This window comes from Streptomyces sp. YIM 130001 (genome assembly GCF_003574445.1).
Lineage (GTDB): Bacteria > Actinomycetota > Actinomycetes > Streptomycetales > Streptomycetaceae > Streptomyces.
In genome coordinates this window covers 168865-186664 of record NZ_KZ984555.1, presented here as the reverse complement: position 1 = coordinate 186664, position 17800 = coordinate 168865, and the positions used below count along the sequence as shown (strand labels likewise).

General features: G+C 72.0%; 10 protein-coding genes. 7 read left to right on the top strand and 3 right to left on the bottom strand.

Annotated elements, in window-relative coordinates; genetic code table 11:
* The first annotated feature begins 209 nt into the window (after positions 1-209).
* From DSC45_RS16370 to moeZ, 5 genes are all read left to right on the top strand, one after another.
* Positions 210-2036 carry a DUF3492 domain-containing protein gene (locus DSC45_RS16370; protein WP_119291853.1) on the top strand — a complete coding sequence of 609 codons (1827 nt, stop codon included), beginning with the start codon at positions 210-212 and terminating at the stop codon, positions 2034-2036.
* A 113-nt stretch (positions 2037-2149) separates the two neighbouring features.
* Entirely contained in the window at positions 2150-3610 is a 1461-nt protein-coding gene (locus tag DSC45_RS16365; protein WP_240434666.1) for a hypothetical protein, read from the top strand.
* A 388-nt stretch (positions 3611-3998) separates the two neighbouring features.
* Entirely contained in the window at positions 3999-4952 is a 954-nt protein-coding gene (locus tag DSC45_RS16360) for an NAD-dependent epimerase/dehydratase family protein (protein WP_119291524.1), read from the top strand.
* Entirely contained in the window at positions 4940-5692 is a 753-nt protein-coding gene (locus tag DSC45_RS16355) for a spherulation-specific family 4 protein (protein WP_119291522.1), read from the top strand. The genes DSC45_RS16360 and DSC45_RS16355 overlap by 13 nt, the downstream gene beginning before the upstream one ends.
* A gap of 79 nt (positions 5693-5771) precedes the next feature.
* Entirely contained in the window at positions 5772-6950 is a 1179-nt protein-coding gene (moeZ, locus tag DSC45_RS16350) for an adenylyltransferase/sulfurtransferase MoeZ (RefSeq protein WP_119291520.1), read from the top strand.
* Between the two features lie 128 nt (positions 6951-7078).
* On the opposite strand, the gene DSC45_RS16345 is transcribed toward moeZ, so the two are convergent.
* The 3 genes from DSC45_RS16345 to DSC45_RS16335 all read right to left on the bottom strand — a co-directional run bounded on the left by DSC45_RS16345 (position 7079) and on the right by DSC45_RS16335 (position 13439).
* Positions 7079-8686: an alpha/beta hydrolase gene (locus tag DSC45_RS16345; RefSeq protein WP_119291518.1), complete on the bottom strand. Its 1608-nt coding sequence runs from the start codon at positions 8684-8686 to the stop codon at positions 7079-7081.
* A gap of 273 nt (positions 8687-8959) precedes the next feature.
* Positions 8960-10513 carry an alpha/beta hydrolase gene (locus DSC45_RS16340; protein WP_119291849.1) on the bottom strand — a complete coding sequence of 518 codons (1554 nt, stop codon included), beginning with the start codon at positions 10511-10513 and terminating at the stop codon, positions 8960-8962.
* 100 nt (positions 10514-10613) lie between these two features.
* Complete coding sequence (locus tag DSC45_RS16335) at positions 10614-13439, bottom strand: lysylphosphatidylglycerol synthase domain-containing protein (RefSeq protein WP_119291516.1); 2826 nt, start codon at positions 13437-13439, stop codon at positions 10614-10616.
* Positions 13440-13591: 152 nt separating this feature from the next.
* On the opposite strand from DSC45_RS16335, the gene DSC45_RS16330 reads away from it, so the two are divergent.
* On the top strand, positions 13592-13993 hold the full coding sequence (locus DSC45_RS16330) for an MGMT family protein (RefSeq protein WP_276145461.1): 402 nt from the start codon (positions 13592-13594) through the stop codon (positions 13991-13993).
* 338 nt (positions 13994-14331) lie between these two features.
* Entirely contained in the window at positions 14332-17781 is a 3450-nt protein-coding gene (locus DSC45_RS16325) for an ATP-dependent helicase (protein ID WP_119291511.1), read from the top strand.
* Positions 17782-17800: the final 19 nt, after the last annotated feature.

Below are 17800 nucleotides of genomic sequence, written 5' to 3'. Positions count from 1 at the left end.
AAGGCGTGGCCGTCGCCTTACCCCGGGTAGTCGTATGAACGCTTAGTGCGAAGAAACGCTGTCCGTGCGGGAAAGTTACGGGCGTTCACCCCTTTTGGTGGCGCGATGGACAACCGTCCGTCGCGCCACCGGCATATCCGCATACGTTCGTCCCGCTGCGGGCCGCCCGACGGGTGGTGGCCCTTCAAGAGGAGATCGGGGACGTACTCGTGCGCATCGGACTACTCACGGAGAGTGGTTATCCGTATGTGACCGGTGAGGCCAGGCTCTGGTGCGACCGGCTCGTGCGCGGGCTTGAGGTGTACGGATTCGACATCTTCGCCCTCAGTCGCAGTGCCCATCAGGAGGACCAGGGCTGGGTCGAACTGCCCCCGCAGGTCCACCGCGTGCGCACCGCATCGCTGTGGACCGCGGAGGACGACCCGATCGATCTGAGCCGGCGCGGACGCAAGCGCTTCCGGTCCCACTTCGCGGACCTCGCGGCCTCGGTGTGCGGCGACGGTGAGGACCAGGCGGACCGTTTCAGCAGTGCGCTGCGGGGCCTTGCCGAACTCGCCCGCGACGAGGGGTCGCTGGCCGGCGCCCTGCGTTCCGAGTCCGCCGTACGCGATCTGGAGCGCGCCTGTCGTGCGCCCGGCGCCCGGCGGGCCGCCCACCACGCGCGCGTGCCCGACCTGTTGGCGGTCGCGGACCTGATGGAGCGTGCGCTGCGGCCGCTCTCCCTCGACTGGTACGAGGAGGTCGAGGGCGGACTCGGTGCGGTCGATCTCTGCCACGCGACCTCGGGCGGTTCCGCGGCCCTGCCCGGCCTGGTCGCCAAGCAGTTCCACGGCGTACCGCTCCTGGTGACCGAGTACGGCGTACAGCTGCGGGCGCACTACCTCGGCGCGTCCACCGAGGCGCTGAGTGCCCCGGCGCGCTCCCTCCTCGCGGCATTCCAGGGCCGGCTCGCGGCCGAGGTGTACCGGGAAGCGGAAGTGATCACCCCCGGCAACACCCATGTCCGGCGCTGGCAGGAGAAGTGCGGCGCCGACCGCGACAAGCTGCGCACGGTCTACCCGGGCATGGCGGACGGACGCTTCGCCGTGGTCGGGGAATTCGCCTCGGCAGGCGAAGAGCCGACCGCCGCATCGGGGACGCTCGTGTGGGTCGGGCGGATCGAGCCCGCCAAGGACCTCGTGGGGCTGCTGCACGCCTTCGCCGAGGTCCGCAAGGAGGAGCCCGGCACCCGGCTGCGTCTGGTCGGAACGCCGGCGGAGGGCGAAGAGGCCGCCGCGTATCTCGCGCAGTGCCGGGCGCTTGCGGCGCAGCTCTTCCCCGACGAGGCCCAGGGGGCACACGCCGTGGGGGACAACCCCGTCTCGTTCGAGGAGATCGGCAGCCCGGAGATCCCCGAGCTCGCCGACGCCTACGCCGCCGGTGACGTGGTCGTGCTCTCCAGCGTCGTGGAGGGCTTTCCGGTGGGACTCGTCGAGGCCATGCTCTGCGGAAGGGCCACTGTGTCCACCGATGTCGGGGCCGTCGTGGAGGCGATCGGCGGTACCGGGCTCGTCGTCCCGCCGCGCAATCCACGGGCGCTCGCCGATGCCTGCCTGTCCCTGCTGCGGGACCCCACGCGGCGGTGGCGCCTCGGTGCGGCCGCACGCGCGCGTGCTCTCGAACTCTTCACCGTCGAGCAGAACATCGCGGCGTTTCACAGCATTTACCTCGAGATCGTTTCGCGCTGTCCGGTGCATCGCGAGGTGTTCGACGAGGACGGCGAGCCGCTCCTGTTCGCCCATCCCGTCGAGACGCACGTGCCCGGGCGGCCGACGGCTGCGGGGGCGCGGCTGGGGCGTTGGCTCGCCGGTGGGGGCGCGGGGGTCGGCGGTGGACGGGGTGACGGGCCCAGTTGGGCGGACGTGGAGACGCCTCCTGGCGAACGGGCGGACCCGGACCTGGTTCGTACGGCGTCGGTCGCGCACGGGGCGTCGGCCGACGTTCCGGAGGCCGTCGCCGTGGGCTCCGGTGCGGCCGTCGGGGAGGCGGAGCGATGAGCGGGAGCGACAGCGGGCGTACGGACCCGAGCGGGCGCGCAGAGGCCGCGCCGGCCGTCGGTGCGGCGGATCCGGTGAATGCGACGGGCAGTGGGGGAACGGGAGTTGCTGTGGTGGGGGAAGACCGGCGGGACGGAGGCTTCGACGGTTCGGACGGCGGTGCGCTCGGGGACGGGCGTATCGGCGCGAGTACCGGGGTGAGCGGCTGGGAGGGGCGGGCCGAGGACGTCGTCGAGGCGCTCGCCGAAGTGGCGCACGCGGTGGGGCCGTCGGCGAGCCGGGAGGTGCGGGGCGGAGCTGCCGAGGTCGCGGCTGGGGAGCGGGCCGAGGTCGTGGGCCCCGCGCTCGGGCGGCGCGAGGGCAGCGGGGCGCACGCCGGCCCGAGCCCGAGTGACGGCGGTGAGACCGGAGCCGGTGGGGACGAAGCCGGTGGGGACGAAGCCGGAAGGGCCGGACCCGCCAAGGCCGAGGTTGACAAGGCCGATTCAGGAAGGGCCGTCCCCGCGCGGCGCGGCGGCGTGGACCCCGTGAAGTCCCTGATGCACCGGCACAGCGCACTGTGCGAGCGGGCCGTGGACCCTCTGGAGATCGCTGCCGGGCTCGAGGCACAGGGCATGACGGACCGAACGGCGGCGCGTTACCGCCACCGTGACGTGTTCTCCCTCGCCGAGGAGATGTACGCCCGCGTGCCGCGCGGTTCCGAGACGGAACAGGCGCGCACCGCCGCACCCGGCCCGATCCCGTCGGCGCCCACCGGCTGGCCTGCCCTGGCCCTGCTGCCCGGAGCGGTCTGCGCCCTGGGTGTCGTCGCGGTGGACGTCACCGACGGGCAGGCCCGGATCGCCGCCGTACTCACGGCCGCGCTGGCCGTTGCCGCCGCACTCCGCGCGGTACTCCGGTACGGCCCACTGCACGCCCCCGGCCGTACCGCACCCGCCACGCGCGCGTGGACCTGCTGGCTGCTCGGCTACGCCCTGCTCGGCGACGGACTGCTCGCCGGTGCGACAGCCGGTGGCCCGCACGGGCCCTGGCCGCTGCACACGGCGACCGTGCTCGGCCTCGCACTGGCCGTCGTGCCGGCCGCCGGATGTGCCCGCTTCTTCGCGGCGAGGGCCGCCCGCAGGCTCGCACTCAGCCGAGGCCTCGACGAGTTCGCGGCGGCGGTCAGACCCCTGCTCGCCGTCGGATTCGGTCTCTTCCTGTGCGTCCTTGCCGGTCTGCTGCTCGTCAGCGGCAGGTTGCTCGACCAGAGCGAAGGCCTGGTCCAGGGGGCGGCACTCGGCAGCGCTCTGCTCCTGGCGCGGCTGCTCACGGTGCACGGCTTCCCCGACAGCGCGAGCCGGGTGCTCGGCGCCGCCTGCGCGGCCGAAGCGATCGCCCTGGCCGCGGTGTTCGCCGGGCGCCTGCCGGGCTGCGGCGTACTCGCCCGCCCGGTAGACCTCCTGACCGAGTCCTGGGGCGCCGGTGCCGTACCCGTGCTCGCCTGCGGAACCGCGACAGTGGTCCTCTTCGCGCACGCACTGCGCAGACTCGGCCGTGCCTCCGCGCACGCAGGTGCGGAGGCCGGCCGATGACGCGCCCCACTGCCGCATCGGATGCCGAGCCCGGCCCGCAACGCCCGGACAGCGCACCGCCGTGCAGCACGGGTTCGCCGTGCAGCACCGGTCCCCGGAGAACGCCTCCGCGCGGCACACGCCCTCGTAGGGCCCTCACGTGCCGCACAAGCCCGCAGGGCGCGCCTGCGCGCGGCACACGCCCCAAGGGGACGCCTACGCGCGGGACGACGTCCCCGAGGCCTCCCACCCCCAAGGCCGGTCCCCGGACCGGCCCCTCTCCCGCGGGGCCGACACCGCGGGCATCGAACGACCCACGGAACAGCCCGAACAGCCCGAAACGGAGAAAGCCCATGACCGCCTCCACCTCCGCGCACTCCTCGTGCGCGACCGATCGTGGAGCCGCCCGATGAGGGTGCTGCTGCTCGGAGCCAACGGATACCTCGGCCGGTTCGTCGCGGACCGGCTCCTCGCCGACCCGGCCGTCCAGCTCACCGCGCTCGGCCGGGGCGACGACGCCGACGTACGGTTCGACCTCGCGGGCGGCAGCCCAGGGGCTCTGACCCGCTTCCTCGACGCCGTCCACCCAGGCGTCGTCATCAACTGCGCCGGAACCACCCGCGGCGGTGCGCGCGAACTGACCCGGCACAACACCGTCGCGGTCGCCACCGTCTGCGAGGCACTGCGGCGCAGCGGCTGCGGAGCGCGCCTGGTCCAGCTCGGCTGCAGCGCCGAGTACGGGCCGAGCCAGCCGGGCTCGTCCACGGCCGAGGACGCCGTGCCGCGGCCCGGGGGACCGTACGGCGTCAGCAAGTTGGCCGCGACCGAACTGGTCCTCGGCTCCGGCCTCGACGCGGTCGTCCTGCGGGTCTTCTCGCCCGCGGGACCCGGCACGCCCGCCGGCTCCCCGCTCGGCCGCCTCGCCGAGGCCATGCGCCGCGCCATGCAGTCGGGCGACGGCGAACTCAAGCTCAGCGGCCTCGGCGTGCAGCGCGACTTCATCGATGTACGCGATGTCGCCCGTGCCGTACACGCGGCTTCCCTGTCCGCGGCCCAGGGCGTCGTCAACATCGGCTCGGGACGCGCCGTCCGGCTGCGCGACGCGGCCGCAGTCCTCGCGCGCGTGGCCGGCTACGGAGGCGCTCTGCACGAGCTGGACGGCGGACCCGTACGCCCGTCGATCGGGCACCCGCGAACGGACGCGGATATCGCGGGTCCCGCGGTCCACCCCTATCCGGACGGCTGCGGGGGCTGGCAGCAGGCCGACGTCCGCACCGCGCGCGACCGGCTCGGCTGGCGCCCCCGGATCAACCTCGAAGAGTCACTCGCCGACATCTGGATGGAGGCGGCATGCCGCATCTGATCTCCACCGACACGCAGCACCTCGCGGCTGCCGCCGACCGGCTCGGTTTCGGCATCCCGGGCTTCGCGCACCCGCTGGTGGCCCCGGCCGAGTGGGCCGAACTGACCCGCCCGCAGACCCCGTTGCACTGGACCGTCCTCAACGTGGCGAACGGCCCGGGCAGCCGTCCCGACCCGCACTGCCTGGCCGCCGCGGGCCGCCTGCGCAACGGTGGCGTGCGGGTGCTCGGCAGCATCGACATGGCCTATGGGGCGCGCTCCTTCGGCGAGTTGGTCTCCGACGCGCATCGTTACCTGGACTGGTACAAGGCCGACGGCTTCTATCTGGACCGCTGTCCCACGGAGCGGACGGCACTGCCCGAGGTGCGGCGGGTCACCACGACCCTGCGGGCCCTGCTCGACGAGGCGCACGTGGTGCTCGGGCACGGCACGCATCCCTACCAGGGGTATGTCGAGGCGGCGGACCAGCTGGTGACGTTCACCGGACCCTGGAGCGACTATCGCTGGTCGCAGGCGGCCGAGTGGACCGGTGACCATCCGGCCGAGCGTTTCTGCCACTTCGTGCACAGCGTGCCCCGCGGACACCTCGACGAGGCCCTGCGTATCGCCCGCTGGCAAGGCGCTTCGACGATCTACTTCACCGACCGCACGGACCGCGACGGGCAGGCCGACCCCTGGGCGGCCATGCCCGGCTACTGGGACGAAATCGTCTCGCGTATCGGACCGGGTGTCTCGGAATGAAGGAGGGTGTGGCAGCGTTACGGATAGACGCCCCCGCCGTGGGGCTGTCCCCGTTCCACTACCGACCAACGGAGTCCCCGTGTCGCTGCCACCCCTGGTCGAGCCGGCCTCTGAGCTCACCGTAGACGAGGTCCGCAGGTACTCCCGCCACCTGATCATCCCCGATGTGGGCATGGACGGGCAGAAGCGGCTGAAGAACGCCCGAGTGCTCTGTGTGGGCGCCGGCGGACTCGGCTCGCCGGCCCTCATGTACATGGCCGCGGCTGGCGTAGGAACCCTCGGCATCGTGGAGTTCGACGAGGTCGACGAGTCGAACCTGCAGCGCCAGATCATCCACAGCCAGTCGGACATCGGCCGCTCCAAGGCGGAGTCCGCCAAGGACACCGTCAAGGGCATCAACCCGTACGTGGACGTCGTCCTGCACGAAGAGCGGCTCGAGGCCGACAACGTGATGGACATCTTCAGCCAGTACGACCTGATCGTCGACGGCACGGACAACTTCGCCACCCGGTACCTGGTCAACGACGCCTGTGTGCTGCTCAACAAGCCGTACGTATGGGGCTCGATCTATCGCTTCGACGGACAGGCGTCCGTCTTCTGGAGCGAGCACGGCCCCTGCTACCGCTGCCTGTACCCGGAGCCCCCGCCGCCGGGCATGGTGCCCTCCTGCGCCGAGGGCGGCGTCCTCGGTGTGCTGTGCGCCTCCGTCGGCTCCATCCAGGTCAACGAGGCCATCAAGCTGCTCGCGGGCATCGGCGACCCGCTGGTCGGCCGACTCATGATCTACGACGCCCTGGAGATGCAGTACCGCCAGGTCAAGGTCCGCAAGGACCCCGACTGCGCGGTCTGCGGCGAGAACCCGACCGTCACCGAACTGATCGACTACGAGGCCTTCTGCGGCGTCGTGTCCGACGAGGCCCAGGAGGCCGCGGCCGGCTCGACGATCACGCCGAAGCAGCTCAAGGAGTGGATCGACGACGGCGAGTCCATCGACATCATCGATGTCCGCGAGGTCAACGAGTACGAGATCGTCTCCATCCCGGGCGCCCGGCTGATCCCGAAGAACGAGTTCCTGATGGGCACCGCACTGCAGGACCTTCCGCAGGACAAGAAGATCGTCCTGCACTGCAAGACGGGTGTCCGCAGTGCGGAAGTACTCGCGGTCCTGAAGTCCGCGGGCTTCGCCGACGCCGTGCACGTCGGCGGCGGTGTCATCGGCTGGGTCAACCAGATCGAGCCCGACAAGCCGGTCTACTGATCCGGATCCTCCGACTCTTACGGATGTGAACGAAGGGGGCCGGTCCGCCTGGTGCGGACCGGCCCCCTTCGGCGTGCTCCGCCCACCGCTCGGGCGGGGCTGTACGGCTGCGGGGCCGGGTGGAGGGGCTACGAGCAGACCTTGCCGCTGTCGGGGACCTCGCCGGCCAGCAGATAGCCGTTCACGGCCGAGTCCACACAGGTGCTGCCGCTCGCGTACGCGCCGTGGCCCTCGCCCTTGTACGTGAGATGCACGCCGACGTCCTTGCCCAGCTTCTCGGCCATCCGCTCGGAACCCTCGAACGGTGTCGCCGGGTCCCCCGTCGTCCCCACCACCAGGATCGGATCGGCTCCGTCCGCCTGGACCGCCGGTGTCCTGCGCTCGCCGTCCACCGGCCACTGGTGGCACCAGCCCGCGGTGTCCCAGCCGAGGAACGTGCCGAAGACGGGGGAGATCTTCTCGAACTCCGGGAGCAGCTTGCGGGCCTGGGCGGGCGTCGGGCGCTGCTCCGCGTCCGCGCAGGAGATCGCGCGCTGGGAGTGGCTCTGGGTGCCGTAACGCCCGGCCGCGTCACGGTCGTTGTACTGGTCGGCCAGAGCGAGCAGCTCGCCGCCGTCGCCCTCGTCGGCGGACTTGAGAGCGGCCCGCAGGGCCGGCCAACTCTGCTTGCTGTACAGCGCCTGGACGATGCCGGTCTCGGCCAGTGACTCGTTCAGCTCGCGGTCGCCTGTCGCGGGCAGGGGCTTGCGGTCGATCCGCTTGAGGAGTGCCGCTATGTCGGCGCTGCCCTCGTCCGGCTTCTGTCCGCCCGCCTTCAGGAAGTTCTCCAGGGCGCGCTGGAAGCCCCGCGTCTGGTTCTTGGAGTGCCCGATGGCGTCGCCGGTGGGGTCGACGACGGCGTCGAGGACCATCCGGCCGACGTGCTTCGGGAACAAGTGTGCGTAGGTGCCGCCGAGTTCGGTGCCGTAGGAGAAGCCCAGGTAATGCAGTTTGTCGTCCCCGAGCACATGGCGCATCAGGTCCATGTCGCGGGCCGCGGCGCTGGTCGAGATGTGCGGCAGCACCTTGCCCGACCGTTGTTCGCAGCCCTTGCCGAAGCCGGCCGCGTCCGCGAAGTACGCCTTCTCCTCGGCCGCGTCGTCCGGGGTGAGGTCCACCGTGCTGTTCGCCTTCTCCAGCTCGGCGTCGTCGCGGCAGCGCACGCCCTTGCTTGCGGCCACCCCGCGCGGGTCGAAGCTCACCAGGTCGTAGGCCTCGCCCAGGGTGGCGAACGCGGCGGCCGACGGCGGCAGCGCGGAGACGCCGGAGCCGCCGGGGCCACCGAAGTTGAACAGCAGCGAACCCACGCGGTCGCCGGAGTCGCCGGTGGACTTCTTACGGACGAGGGCGATGCCGAGCGTCTCGCCGGACGGCTTGTCGTAGTCGAGGGGTGCCTTCATGGTGGCGCATTGCCAGTCCTCGCCGGGGGCGGCGGTGCCGTCGTCGGGGGGCTTGCACGCGGACCAGTCCAGCTGCTGTCCGGTGAGCGACGCCGGGAGCCTGGAACCGTCGGGCGCGGTCGGCTTCGTCGACCCCTTCGACGTTCCCTTCGCGTCGCCGGAGCCTGCATCGCCGCTGTCGCATCCGACGGCCAGCGAGCCGACCAGGGCCAGGGTCGCGACGAGCGCCACCGGGCGGCGGGCGGCGCGTACTGCCGCGCCGAGGCGGCGGAACGGAGCAGGACCTGGACGTGCCATCGATGACTTCCCCCCTTCGGAGGGAGGCCGCGGCTGTCGGGAAGCCGTACGACTCCCTCGCGCCCGAACGTCGTCCGGACATCCTAGGGCGGGTGTTCGTACGCCGGTCGGGCCGGTCACCGTGGCGGTTCTCGCGGTCGGCGTCAAGGGCGGTCCCCTAAAAGAGGGGCGCCTTTTTGGCGGCGGTATTCGGGGCCCCACGCGCGGGACCCCCATTGTTCAACGTTCAAGTCCGGGCGGAGGGTGCTCCGTTCGCCTCCGCCGAGCTGCCGCTCACGAGCAGACCTTGCCCGCCTGCGGCACCTTGCCGTCGAGCAGATAGCCGTCGACCGCGCCGCGCACACACTTGTCGCCACTGTCGTACGCGCCGTGGCCCTGGCCCTTGTAGGTCAGTTCCACGCCTACGCCCTTGCCGAGCGACTGGGCCATCTTCCGGGCGCCCTCGTACGGAGTCGCGGGGTCACCGGTGTTGCCGATGACCAGGATCGGGTCGGCGCCCGGGGCACTGACGTCCGGGTGGGCCCCGGCGCCGTCGACGGCCCAGCCGGTGCAGCTCACCATGCCCCACGCCAGATAGTCGCCGAACAAGGGCGACGCCTTGCGGAACTCCGGCAGTTTGGCCTTCACGTCGGCCACCGAGTAACGCGGCTTGTCGTCCGCACAGTTGATGGACACGTTGGCGGCCTGGATGTTGCTGTACGTGCCGTCCGGGTTGCGGCCGTTCATCGAATCGGACAGCGCCATCAGGATCCTGCCGTCACCCTCGTACGCGGCCTGCAGGCCCTCGGTCAGGTACTGCCAGAAGTCCTTCGAGTACAGCGACTGCGCGATGCCTCCGGTCGCCGCGTTCTGCGTCAGCTCACGCGCTCCGATGCCCGGCAGCGGCTTGGAGTCCAACTTCTCGAGCAGCGCGGCGATGCGCTCGCGGACCTCGTCCGGACTGTCGCCCACGGGACAGTCATCGGTCTTGGACGTGCAGTCCTCGGCGAAGTTGTCGAGCGCGCGCTGGAAGCCCTTCGCCTGTCCCAGGGAGCCCTGTTCGGCGTCCTGCGTCGGGTCGACGACCGCGTCGAACACCGCCCGCCCCACCTTCTTGGGGAACAGGTGGGCGTACACACCGCCCAGCTCCGTGCCGTACGAGACACCGAAGTAGTGCAGCTTGTCGTCGCCGAGGACCTGGCGCATCAGCTCCATGTCGCGCGCCGCGTCCGTCGTGCGTACATGCGGGAGCATCTTGCCGGACTTGTCCTCGCAGCCGCTGTTGAACGACTCGACGCCCTCCAGCATCGTCTTCTCCTCCGCCGCGTCGTCGGGCGTGGAGTCCTCCTGGTAGTACGCGTCGAGCTGGTGGTCGCTCTTGCAGGTGACCGGGGCACTGCGGCCCACTCCGCGCGGGTCGAAGCTGACCAGGTCGTACCGGGTGCGCAGCTTCTCGTACTCCTCGCCGAAGGCCGGCAGCGTGGTCACGCCGGAGCCGCCAGGACCGCCGAAGTTGAAGACCAGCGAGCCGATCCGCTTGTCCTTGTCGGCCGCCTCGGCGCGGATCAACTGCAGGTCGATGGTCTCGCCCTCGGACTTCTTCCAGTCGAGCGGCGCCTTCATGGTGGCGCACTGCCACTTGGTGCCGCCGGGCAGGGGAGAGGGCGACTCACCGCTGCCCTGCGCTGCGGAAGGCGCCGGACAGGCCTTCCATGCCAGCTTCTGCGACGGCAGATCCTCCGTGCTGCTGTCGTCGCCTCCACCCCCGCATCCGGCGAGCACGGACGCAGACAGGGCGGTCAGCGCGACGGCGGCACATCGGACACGGGCGCGAATCGAACGAGGCATCGACGGCATGCCCCCATCCTCCGCCGCCTCCCAGCGGCCCGCGCGGGCCGGGGTCCGTACAGGTGACCGCAACGGCCTCCACGCGCGCGTGGAGGCGCGGTTACAGCCAGCCCTTGCGCGTCAGATGGTTGAAGAACAGCCACCCCGGCAGCACCGGCAGCCACAGCGTGAGGAGCCGGAACAGCAGCACCGCGGGAGCCGCCACCTCCTTGGGCAGCCCCACGGCGACCAGACCGAACGTCAGCGTCGCCTCGACCGCGCCCACACCACCGGGCGTTGGAGCGGCCGAGCCCAGTGCGTTGCCCGCCAGGAACACCACGGCCACGCCCACCAGGGAGACCGACACGTCGTCGGCGGCGAACGCCCGGATCGACGCGTACAGACACATCACGAAAACGCTCGTCAGCAGCAGCATGCCGCCGATACCGGTGAGCAGTTTCTGCGGCCGCTGCAGCACGTCCAGCATGCGCGGCACCACACCCGCGAACAGCGACCGCACGCGCGTGACGAGGAACTTCCGCAGGAACGGGATCGCGGTCACCACGAGCACCAGCACGGCCACCGTCAACAGACCGGCGATGACCGTACGGGACGGCGTCAGGGACGGGGTCTTCTCGGTCCCCGTCAGATAACCGAACGTCAGCAGCAGGATGATGTGCGACCCGAGGCCGAACAGCTGCGAGGCACCCACACTGGCCACTGCGAGCCCGGAGCGGACTCCGGAGCGCTGCAGGAACCGGGTGTTCAGGGCCACACCACCGACCGCCGCGGGCGCCACGATCTTCACGAACGAGCCGGCCACCTGCGCCGCGACCGTCCGCAGGAACGGCACCCGCTCCGGTACGAACCCGAGCAGGCTCATCGACGCCGCGAAGTAGCTCAGCGCCGAGAACAGCACGGCCGCGGCCACCCAGCCCCACTGCGCCTCCGAGAACAGATTCCCGAAGTCGATGTTCGTGAGCTGGGTGAGCAGGAAGTACGCACCGAAGGCTCCGGCGATGAAACTGATCAGCGTGCGCGGCTTGATGCGCTCCAACTGGGTGGGCTCCACCGGCGCCTGCGGCCTGATCCGCAGCACCTCGTGCCGGATCTGGGTCAGCAGATCCTCCTCGCGGGCCCCGTCGAGCGCCTCGTCCACCGCGCGCTTCTCCGCCTGCTTCTGCGCCCGTGCGGCCTTGCGGTCGACCTCCTGGCCGTCCTCCTCGCTGTGGGCCGCCTTGTCCCGGCGGGAGGCCTCCAGGACCGCCTCGCGCTCGCGCTGTGCCCGTTCGCGGCCGAGGCGGCGCAGCGTCGCGCGCGTGGACCGGGACAGCGCGATCGGCTGCAGCAGCGGCAGACAGTCGGCGATCGCGTCCGGACCGAGCACCTCCACAGCCGCCGACACCGCGCGCTCCGCACCGGCCCGCAGGCCGAAGGTCGTCAGCAGCTGTGCGATGTCCATCCGAAGGATCAGGTCGCCGGCCGCGATCTCGCCGCCTCGCAGATCCGTGATGAAGACCTTGCCGGAACGATCCACCAGAATCGCGTCACCGGCCAGGCGCCGGTGCGCGAGACGCCGCGACTGCAGCGCCTCCACCTGCAGCCAGGTGTCCCGCATCAGGTCGTCGGTGATCGTCGCGTCCGGCAGCGAATCGAGGGAACGGCCGCCGATGTGCTCGTAGACCAGCATCACGGCGTCCGGGCCGAGCTCGGACGTCGCGATCAGCTTGGGGGCGTTGGCGCCCGCGGCGATGGCCGCGTAGCTGAGCAACGCCTCCTGCTCGAGCGCCTGGCGCAGCGACTGCAGACTGCGGCGGGTGGTGATGCTGCGCAGCGTCAGGCGGCGCCACACCCGGTAGAAGAACCCCTGTGCCTGCTGTTCGCGGTCGACGACGGTGACGTCGAGGGGCGGTCCGTCCTCCAGGGTGACGTGGTAGCGCCGGCCCCGGTCGGCCGCCTCGGCGGAGTCCGGCAGCTCCTCCGCGCGCTGCGCGCCCACCGGCCGGAAGCCGACGTGGCGCAGGCCGGCGAGCAGGGTCTGCCCGGTGGGGCGCACATTCGGCGAACCGACCGTGTACAGCGTTCCGTACGCCACGGACCAGCCGATGAGGACCGTGAGGATGATCGAGAACGGCGTCGTGTAGCCGGCCACCAGCATGGACAGCGCGTCGAGCAGCAGAACCGCCCACAGCACGACCCGCCAGCGTGGCCTGCGGGACATGCCGACAGCCGTCATATAGGCGATGACGGGCGCCAGATACCCGTGCACCGGGTCGGTGAGGGACCCGAAGTCGGTCGGTGACGGCTGGGTCAGCGCGTCCCGGATGGCCTCCGGTGCCGCCTTGGCGACCCAGAGGTCGGTGGCCAGCGTGACCCCGTGCGCCAGTACGGCGGCCAGCACGCCGTCCGCGATCCGGAGGCCGTCCCGTTTGATCAGTCGCTCGATGGCGAAGGCCACCGGCACGAGCAGCACCGCGATGCTCGACGCCAGACCCGCGAACTTGATCAGCAGATCCGGTGCTTGCCCGGTGCCCTTGTTGATGTCCTGCTCGAGCCCCGATGTCGTGCCGTGCGCGAACCCGGCGATGGCGAGCAGCAGCCCGATCGCGAGGATGCCGACGAGTAGCCGCATCAGGTCGGGCGGGCGGTGCACGCGCGCGGGGAGCAGTGGTTCGTTGCCCTCCACCGGATCGGCGGAGGCGGCCTCGTGTCCGTGCTGCGCGTCGTCCGGGGCAGGGTCGTCGTGGAGGCGGCCGGCGGCGTGCGGTCCGGCGTCACCGGATTCACCGGTTACGGCGGACTCGGCGGTGGCTCCGGATGCGCCGGTCTCCCCGGCGTCGGCCGACGGCTCCGATGCGTGCGGGCGCGACGGGGCGTCAGGGGTGCGCTCGTCCTTCGGGGGCTGCACTCCCTCTTCCTTCTCCGTCTCTTCTTGATCTCGTATCACCTGTCACCGCCCGCACGATGGTGGCACGAGCAACCCACAAGAGGGGGCATCAGGGTGCAATCAGCTGATGTGACGCGTCTCGCGACCGCACCCCTACGCGCGCGTGCCCCCATGGTCGCCGGCCACCTGTGATGTCGGTGGGGTGCGGCAGGATGGGCCGGATGAGCGAGCACAGTACGCCGGATCCGGCCGGCCTTCCCGAGTACGTCGAGCGTGTGCTCGAGGTCGCCGAGCTGATCCCGCCGGGCCGGGTCATGACCTACGGCGACGTCGCCGAGTGGCTCGCCTCCGAGGGTGGCCCGCAGGAGGGGCGCGGCATCGGTGGGCCACGTCAGGTCGGCCGTGCGATGGCCCTCTACGGAGGTGGGGTGCCCTGGTGGCGGGTGGTGCGCTCGGACGGCGTGCTGCTGCCGGGACACGAGCGCCGTGCACTGGAGCGCTACCGCACGGAGGGCACCGCCCTGCGGACCACGGGCGCCGGTGAGCACCGCCTCGACATGAGGCGGGCGCGATGGGACGGGACACCCGGAGGGCGCGCGGAGGCTCACACATGACAGCTTCCGGCATCGGACGCCCTCATGGGGGACCGGTGGCCCATACAGGCGACCCGGCCCTGTCGATGCTGTCGCAGGACGGCGGCCGGGAGCGGATGTCCGCGCCGTGCCGGCAGCGCGCGTGGACGGGGCTCCGTGCCGACTGCACGGAGCGCGAGTGATCCTGGACGGGCTGTCAAGGCCACGCGTGCTCCTGCCCACAGATGCCCCGGCTTCCCGCCCGCCGCACCTGCCGACGGGCGTACCGTCGCCTGCGGCGGTCACCACTGAGCCACCGCGGCCCGCGTGCGCGCGAGGCCACTGATCACCCAGCACACCCACCAGGACCGGCGAACCACGTGAGCTCCTCTTCTTCCACCAGGCGGCCGGCGCGCACCCCTGCGCGCCAGGGGGCCCCGGGCGGGTACCGGCTCGTGCACACGATGCCGGGCCGCGTGGCCCCTCCTCGTCTGGACGCAGGGCAGCGCGCGGTGGTTGACCACCCGGGAGGGCCCTTGCTGGTCCTTGCCGGCCCCGGCACCGGCAAGACCACCACCCTGGTGGAGGCGGTGGCCGCACGCGTCGCCAAGGGCACCGCCCCCGACCGCATCCTGGTCCTCACCTTCAGCCGCAAGGCAGCCGTCGAACTGCGGGACCGGATGGCGCTGCGGATCCCCGGCGGCTCGGCCCCCCAGGCCTCCACGTTCCACTCGTTCTGCTACGCCCTGGTCCGCGCGCACCAGGACGCCGAACTGTTCGTCGAACCACTGCGCCTGCTGTCCGGCCCCGAGCAGGACGTCGTCGTACGTGACCTCCTCGCCGGCGAACTCGACCTCGAACGCGACGGCCACGCGCGCGTGCGCTGGCCCGACGAACTCCGCGCCTGCCTGACCACCCGCGGCTTCGCCGACGAGGTGCGCGCGGTCCTCGCCCGTAGCCGTGAGCTCGGGCTCGGGCCGGGGGCGCTCGCCGAGTTCGCCCGCCGCACCGGCCGCCCGGACTGGAACGCCGCCGCCGGCTTTCTCGCCGAATACCTCGACGTACTCGACGCACAGGGCGTACTCGACTACGCGGAACTGGTGCACCGCGCCGTGCTCCTGGCGCGGCGCACGGAGGTGGCCGACCAGCTGGCCGCCCGCTACGACGCGGTCTTCGTCGACGAGTACCAGGACACCGACGCGGCCCAGGTGCGGCTGCTGCGGGCGCTGGCCGGGGGCGGCCGCACGCTCGTCGCGCTCGGCGACCCCGACCAGTCCATCTACGCCTTCCGTGGCGCCGACGTGAACGGCATCCTCGACTTCCCGGACGCCTTCCCGCGCGCGGACGGCACCCCGGCGCCGGTGACGGTGCTCACCACGTCACGACGGTCGGGGGCGGCGCTCCTGGAGACGACCCGCCGGCTGACCCGCCGGATGCCGTTGAACAGGCTTCCGTCGGAGAAGGTGCGCCGGCACCGCGAGCTCGGACCGGTACGCGACGGGGGCCGCGCCGAGGTGCTCACCCATCCGACGCCGGGCACGGAGCTGGACAGCATCGCGGACATCCTGCGCCGCGCACATCTCGAGGACGGTGTGCCGTGGTCGGAGATGGCCGTGCTGGTGCGTGCCGGCGGCCGGAGTATCCCTTCCGTGCGCCGGGCGCTGACCACGGCGGGCGTGCCCGTGGACGTCGACGGCAACGACCTGCCACTACGCCAGGAGCCCGCCGTGGCGCCGCTCCTGACCGCCCTGAGAGCCGCCGCCGAGGCTGCTGCCGTGCCGGAGGCCGACGGGTCGGAGACGGATGCCGTCGACACGGCCGGACCCGAGGACGGACCGGACGGCGTGCAGGCTCCGGACGCCGGGCCCGCCGTCACGCCCTGGCTGTCCACGGAGACCGCGATCAGCCTGCTGGGCTCGCCGCTCGCCGGCCTGGACGCCGCCGACCTGCGACGCCTGGGCCGCGCCCTGCGCGAGGAGCAGCGCGCCGCCGGCCACCGGGTCCCGGCGCCGTCCGACGAACTCCTGGCCGCGGCGCTCGCCGAGCCCGAACGCCTGGTCGCACACGACCCCGCGTACGCCCGAGGCGCCCAGCGGCTCGGCATCCTGCTGCGCACCGCACGCGAGACCCTGACTGCCGGCGGCACCGCAGAGGACGCGCTCTGGGAGCTGTGGAACGGCACCTCCTGGCCCACCCGTCTGGAACGCGCCGCCCATCGGGGCGGAGCCGCGGGGCGCAACGCCGACCGTGATCTCGACGCGGTCTGCGCGCTGTTCGCCACCGCCGCCCGCGCCGAGGAACGCACCGGTGGGCGGGGCACCCTGAACTTCATCGAGGAGGTCGAGGCCCAGGACATCGCCGCGGACACCCTCACCCGCCGTACCGTCCGCCCCGACGCGGTGCGGCTGATGACCGCACACCGTTCCAAGGGCCTCGAATGGCGCCTCGTCGTCGTTGCCGGCGTCCAGGAAGGCCTCTGGCCCGACCTGCGCCGCCGAGGCTCCCTCCTGGAGGCCGACCGCATCGGCCGCGACGGACTCGCCCCGCCGCTGACCCCCGGCGCCCTGCTCACGGAAGAACGGCGTCTCTTCTACGTGGCCGCCACGCGCGCGCGTGAACGGCTGATCGTGACCGCGGTCAAGGCAGCGGCCGAGGACGGCGACCAGCCGTCCCGGTTCCTCGCCGAACTCGGCGTGGAACCACGCGATGTCACCGCTCGCCCACGCCGGCCGCTGTCCGTCGCCGCGCTGGTCGCCGAACTGCGTGCCACGACCGTCGACCCACGGGTCTCCGAGCGACTGCGCGAGGCGGCCGCGGAGCGACTGGCACGGCTCGCTGCGCTCACCGACGAGGACGGCCGGCCCTTGGTGCCGTCCGCCCACCCGTACCGCTGGTGGGGCATGTACGAGCCGACGCACAGCGCCGTTCCGCTCAGGGACAGGGACCGGCCCGTCGCGCTCTCCGGCAGTGCACTCGACCAACTCGCCAACACCTGCGCCCTGCAGTGGTTCCTGGGCCGCGAGGTCAAGGCGGACGCCCCGGCGACTGCCGCGCAGGGCTTCGGCAACGTGGTGCACGTACTCGCCGACGAGGTCGCCTCCGGACACACACCTGCCGATCTCGACGTCCTGATGGCCCGCCTCGACTCGGTCTGGGACGCCCTCTCCTTCGACGCCCCCTGGAAGTCGGTTCAGGAGAAGGAACACGCGCGTGCGGCCCTCGAACGCTTCCTCCACTGGCACGTCATGGACCGTGCGGGCCGCACACCGGTCGGCAGCGAGCAGGACTTCGACGTCACTCTCGGGGCGGGGGAGTACGAGGTACGCATCCGTGGCTCCATGGACCGTGTCGAGACCGATGCCGAAGGGCGCGCCTACGTCGTCGACTTCAAGACCGGCAAGCAGAGCCCGAGTTCGGCCGAGGTCGCCCGGCATCCGCAGCTTGCGGTGTATCAACTCGCCGTCCGCGCGGGTGCGGTGGACGAGGAGTTCGGCGGCATGCGGCCGGTGCCGGGCGGTGCCGAACTCGTCCAACTGCGGCAGGGAGCCGCCGCGCGGGACGGCGGGGAAGGGCTGCCCAAGGTCCAGGCGCAGGGGCCGCTGAACGGGGCGGGCTCGGAGTCCGAGTCTTCGGCCTCGGATGACGGCGACGGCAACGGCACCGCCGGGAACGGGGAACCTCCGGCCGACTGGGTGGGGGAGCTGCTGGCCAACGCCGCGGGCAAGGTGCTCGACGAGCGGTTCGCTCCCACCGCGGGCCAGCACTGCACGCACTGCTCGTTCCGTTCCGCGTGCAGTGCACGGGCCGAGGGGCGGCATGTGGTCGAGTAGGGGCACGCGGGGACGATCT

What these genes read in the sequence shown, in the direction of transcription:
- DSC45_RS16345 (WP_119291518.1), bottom strand. Translation starts at nt 8,686, where the DNA reads ATGGCACGTCCAGGTCCTGCTCCGTTCCGCCGCCTCGGCGCGGCAGTA.
- DSC45_RS16360 (WP_119291524.1), top strand. Translation starts at nt 3,999, where the DNA reads ATGAGGGTGCTGCTGCTCGGAGCCAACGGATACCTCGGCCGGTTCGTC.
- DSC45_RS16355 (WP_119291522.1), top strand. Translation starts at nt 4,940, where the DNA reads ATGCCGCATCTGATCTCCACCGACACGCAGCACCTCGCGGCTGCCGCC.
- DSC45_RS16330 (WP_276145461.1), top strand. Translation starts at nt 13,592, where the DNA reads ATGGGCCGGATGAGCGAGCACAGTACGCCGGATCCGGCCGGCCTTCCC.
- DSC45_RS16340 (WP_119291849.1), bottom strand. Translation starts at nt 10,513, where the DNA reads ATGCCTCGTTCGATTCGCGCCCGTGTCCGATGTGCCGCCGTCGCGCTG.